At 40.1% G+C, this 5,021-nt stretch carries 3 protein-coding genes and 2 pseudogenes; 3 read left to right on the top strand and 2 right to left on the bottom strand.

The annotated features are described in order from the left end of the window. Positions 1-18: 18 nt before the first annotated feature. Together B2Y23_RS01115 and B2Y23_RS01110 are read left to right on the top strand one after the other, a co-directional pair. A pseudogene (locus B2Y23_RS01115) lies at positions 19-850 on the top strand (DDE-type integrase/transposase/recombinase); the annotation flags it as partial. A gap of 1 nt (position 851) precedes the next feature. After that, positions 852-1,104, top strand: a pseudogene (locus B2Y23_RS01110) (Fic family protein); the annotation flags it as partial. A gap of 285 nt (positions 1,105-1,389) precedes the next feature. Here the strand turns inward: B2Y23_RS01110 and B2Y23_RS01105 are convergent. Together B2Y23_RS01105 and B2Y23_RS01100 are read right to left on the bottom strand one after the other, a co-directional pair. Beyond that, the gene (locus tag B2Y23_RS01105; protein WP_291368501.1) at positions 1,390-2,748 is read right to left on the bottom strand and encodes an ATP-binding protein; all 1,359 of its coding nucleotides are present in this window, start codon (positions 2,746-2,748) and stop codon (positions 1,390-1,392) included. Then, positions 2,727-3,416 (bottom strand): response regulator, encoded by a 690-nt coding sequence (locus B2Y23_RS01100; protein WP_291368499.1) that lies wholly within the window; start codon positions 3,414-3,416, stop codon positions 2,727-2,729. The genes B2Y23_RS01105 and B2Y23_RS01100 overlap by 22 nt, the downstream gene beginning before the upstream one ends. 166 nt (positions 3,417-3,582) lie before the next feature. On the opposite strand from B2Y23_RS01100, the gene dsbD reads away from it, so the two are divergent. Next, positions 3,583-5,021 (top strand): protein-disulfide reductase DsbD (gene dsbD, locus B2Y23_RS01095; RefSeq protein WP_291368497.1); only part of this gene is annotated, 1,439 nt, incomplete at its 3' end.

Raw genomic sequence — 5,021 nt, 5'->3', positions numbered from 1 at the left:
ATGGATTAAGTAGTCATAGTAGATGGATTAAGTAGTCATAGTAAATGTCCCTTAAAATCGCCAAATACTAAAATCAATGCTGAGCTAGAGGCCTTAATATTAGAAATGCGCTCAGCTAGAAATTTGGGTGCTCGACGTTTGCAAACAGAATTGATGAGGCTACACGGAGTCTCGTTGTCCTTAGCGACTATCCATAAAGTACTATCCACCCATCAAGTCAAACCGATTAAAAAATTCCGTCGTAAAGTAGATTTCATTCGTTATGAACGTCCATTACCAGGCGATAGAATTCAAATGGATACCTGTAAACTGGGTCTAGAACTATATCAGTACACATCTATCGATGACTGCACACGATATCGCGTTTTAAGAATATATAAACGCCGAACAGCTGCGAATACTCTCGACTTTTTAGACTGCGTAATTGAAGAAATGCCTTTTCCCATACAGCGAATACAGACCGATCGTGGGCGGGAATTCTTTGCTGAAAAAGTACAGAAAAAATGATGCAGCATAGAATCAAATTTAGGCCAAATAAACCAGGTTCACCTCATTTGAATGGCAAGGTAAAGCGCTCACAAAAGACTGATAAATCTGAGTTCTACGCTACTGTAGATATCAATTCTGAGGATATCCATGACAAACTAGCAGAATGGCAGCATTACTATAACTGGATGAGATCACATTCAGCCTTGAAAGGTAAAACACCGATGGAAAGGTACTTTGATTATGTGAAGAAACTCCTTTCTCAGATGAAGTCCAGAAGCAATACAACCCATCAAATGAACGGATTCAACATGCCAATTACAAAATGGATTTAGAGATCGCTAGATTGAAACGATCTCTATGAATTACACACAATATTCAGTTCCGATGCCAGCGATCAAGATACCGCTCAAGTTAGCGATAAAGTTAAATGTCTCATCCAGAATATAGAGCAGAAGGAATATAGCCTAACTGAGCTGATGGCTCTAATAGACTTGTCCCACCGAGCAACATTCCAAAAAAAATTATTTAACTCCAGCATTAGAAGTAGGTGTGGTTGAATGCACCCTTCCTGATAAGCCTAAAAGTCCTAAGCAAAAAATACAAATTAAAAATTGAGTCTTAATGAGGTTAAGGTGATTATTCATATCACAAGGATTTAATTGTAATGTTATAGTATTACAATTATTATTAAATATAATGTTCTGCTATAATGCTGTATGCCATTTCAAATCCTGAATTTGGATTTGAACAAGATTTTAAAGTGATTCAATACACTAAATCTGATGTGGGTCAAAATTGGGTCAATGAATTTTTTTATTCAATAAAATAGCTTTGAAATGAATGAGTTGAGATTTGAGTTCAATTGACGCCACCTCAAAAATGATAAGAAACTTTATTCAACTATCTTCGAGATAACACCGTAATCTTTAATCCTGTAGGTAAATTCGGTTCAAATTGGACGGCGTAAGCATATTGTTGCAGCATCATCTTGACTAAAGACAACCCTAAACCATGACCTTTTTGTTGTGCTGACTTGCGCCAGAAACGTTGCCCCAAATACGGAATATCTTCAGCATTTAAATGTGTACCATTATCTTGAATGCAAAACGTATTTTCCTGCATGCTCACCTCAATCACATCAGCGTTTGCATGCAATAAGGCATTTTCAAGTAGGTTTTTAACAACGGTATATAAGACAAATTCAGGTAATGCTAAATCACCAAGACTGTGCCAATCGACTTGAATTTTAGAGGTTGCTTCAGGATAAATGAGCGCTAAATCATGAATTACCTGAGCAACAACAGGTTTAATTTGAATGCTTGCTGTGATTTGTTCAAAAGATTGATCGGTATTCGACAGCATCAGTAATTGTTCAAGTAATTCAGAATAACGATGAATACTTTGATTGGCTTGATCTAAACGCTGTTGCAATTTGGCATTGCCGTCATTTTGTGCCATCAGTTGTGCCAATTGCACATTGGTTTTAATTGCAGTTAAAGGACTGCGTAATTCATGTGCCGCATATGCACTAAAGACTTTTTCATTTTCAAGACTTTGATGCAGTTTATGGACTAAGCGATTCGCATTTTGCACAAAAGGGTAGATCTCTGAGGGCATGGTATTGGCATCTAAGCTTGTGAGATATTGGCTTGCTTCATTGAGCGATAAATTTGACTGACTTAAATGACTAGCAACCTGATCCAAGGCTTTAAATTCCCGACGAATAATCAAAACAATTAAGCCGATACACAACAGTAATGACAAGATCAGCGGAATTAAGACCGATTGCAAAATTTGTTTCAGTAAAGATTTTCGCAGAAACATACGCTCTGCAGCCACCACTTGAATCTCACCGCGACGTAACACATAGCTGCGCCATTGTATCTCACCTTGTTGCCATGTACTAAAACCAACCGCTTGCTGACTTAAATTTTTCGGTGCACCGCGTGTTTTGGCAATCACATGCTGTCCTACACTGATGTCAGAGCTAAATAATGATACTTCGCACGCGATCAATTGTTCTTGGTCTGTGGAATGAAGTTGTTGAGCTAAGGCAGACTCATCCAAGCTTTGCAGTGGTAATTGTTGAATTAGCCGTGCCACCATTTGTGCGGAGGCATGCAGACGTTGATCTAGAGTCTCCTGTAGACGTTTTTGTAAGTCGATATACAGCCAAACAAACACCACACTCCATAAGCCGATCATCACAGCTAGAAGACTGCTGACCAAGCGCCATTTTAAGCTGTGTGATTTTTGCATGGGATTGACTCAGCAATTCTAAACATATAACCGACACCACGAATGGTTTGAATATAGTCCGCATTCAATTTTTGCCTTAAGTGATAAATATGGACATTCAAAGCATTGCTTTCGATACTGTCTTGGAAGCCGTATAACTTATCTAGCAAAACTTCATTTTTCAGTACTTGATTTGGATGGCTCATCAAGGTTTCAAGCAAACTGTATTCACGTCGTGAAAGCTGAATCATTTGATCTTGATAATGGACTTCTTGAGTGTCTTTATTGAGCTTTAAGTGGTCAAATTGAATGACATTCGATGAAAAGCCGCGGTGACGTCGGGTGAGTGCATGAACCCGTGCAATTAGTTCATCCAGTTCAAAGGGCTTGGTTAAATAGTCGTCGGCACCGACATTTAAGGCCTCAACACATTGCTGGGTCTGTAATCGTGCGGTTAAAACCAAAACAGGAACATCAATGTGATCTCTGCGCCATGATCGCAGTAAGTCTAAACCATCTTGATCCGGTAAGCCTAAATCCAGCAAACATAAATCGACTGCACTGTGACGGATAAAATAATCTGCATCACACGCATGACTCACATGTTCTACTGAAATATTTAAAAAATCCAAAGTGGCACAAATACTTGAGGCAATATATGGATCATCTTCAACCAAAACAACAAACATAGCGTTTTCCTGACTTCCTGCCTGTATTTTATAAATGATTTATCTTGTTAATGCTCCCTTAATTTATGCTTTTGCATAATCAACTGAAATAGATTTATGTCGGGTATTAAAGTCATCTATGCGTATAGGGTTAGTAGGGTTGTGTGGAATATTCAGCATTTTGAGTATGCAAAGTGCATCCGCTGATTTTTTACCCCCTGATCAAGCATTTTCTTTTCAGGCTGTATCCACAGCTCAAGACCAAGCCAGTTTCACGTGGCGTATTGCTGATGGATATTATCTATATCATGATCAGCTTAAAGTCATGGAAAATGGCAAAGCATTATCACTGCAACTGCCTCGTCCACAGCAAAAAGATGACCCTAATTTCGGCATGACTGAAGTACATTATGGGCAAGTGCAAGCGACTGTCGCCATGCAACCCAATCAAAGCTATAAAATTGAATGGCAAGGCTGTGCCGAAAGTGGCTTATGTTATCCAGTACAGCGTACAACCATTCACACCGATGGCGATGGATTATTGCCTGGAAGCAAGCTGAGTCAGCAAAGTACAACGCAAAAGAAATTATTAGATGCAGTCACATCGTCGTCATTACCCAATACTGCAATACCTGTAGAACTACAGGCGAAAAACACTGAAACTGTAACCGTTGTAACGCCAGCAAATGCAGCAGAAATCAAAGAGGATGAAAATGGTTTAAGTCCCTCTTCTGAAGTGACTGCTTTAACAGAACCTAGCGAAGCCAGTACGCCAGAGCTAGACGATGCCTTGATGATGCAGGCAAGTTCTGAATCTGTGACTACAACGAATGCTGAACAGCGTACGAAGCAGGCCGATTGGAACAACGACCAGTACTTCTTTTATTTACTTTCAACAGACAATATTGCAGTGAATCTGATCATCTTTTTAGGTTTAGGGATATTGCTCGCATTCTTACCTTGTTCCTTACCATTGATTCCGATCTTATCCAGTATTTTAGTGCAACGTCATCGTGGCTATCGTGCCGGCATGATTGCTGGTGTCTTTGTGGTCGGAATGGCATTGATTTATGCCTTGATGGGTTTAGCTGTGGCAGGACTCGGCTATAACTTCCAACGTTGGCTACAAAGTCCCATCTTTATTGGGTTATTTGCCGTGATGTTCGTGCTGTTTGCATTGAATTTATTTGGCGTATTCCAGTTGTCTTTACCACAAGGTGTATTACAGCGTTTAGATCAATGGCAACAACGACAAAAAGGTGGAACCTTATGGGGTTCATTCATTATGGGCATGATCTCTGCGCTAATTGTCGGACCCTGTATGAGTGCGCCATTGGCAGGGGCTTTGCTGTTTGTTGCGCAATTGCCTGAACCGTGGATGGGGGCTAGTTACCTGTTTATTCTAGGTCTAGGTGTGGGCTTACCATTGTTGATTGCCTGTGCGTTTGGTGCACAGTACTTACCCAAACCGGGCGTGTGGATGGATCGTCTGAAATTCACTTTCGGTTTTGTCATGCTGTTGTTGGCGGTGTATTTCCTGCGTCCTTTACTACCGAGTGTGGTTTATTTGATGTTGATGGGACTCTTATTCATCGGTATCACGGTTTACATTTTATGGAAGATACG

The sequence above is a fragment of the Acinetobacter sp. UBA5934 genome (assembly GCF_002430855.1).
Classification (GTDB): domain Bacteria; phylum Pseudomonadota; class Gammaproteobacteria; order Pseudomonadales; family Moraxellaceae; genus Acinetobacter.
Note: the sequence above shows the minus strand (reverse complement) of the source record. Positions and strands in the feature narration are given on the sequence as shown.

Bases quoted from the DNA above. Each gene is read 5' to 3' on its own strand.
- B2Y23_RS01105 (WP_291368501.1), bottom strand. From the start codon at position 2,748: ATGCAAAAATCACACAGCTTAAAATGGCGCTTGGTCAGCAGTCTTCTA.
- B2Y23_RS01100 (WP_291368499.1), bottom strand. From the start codon at position 3,416: ATGTTTGTTGTTTTGGTTGAAGATGATCCATATATTGCCTCAAGTATT.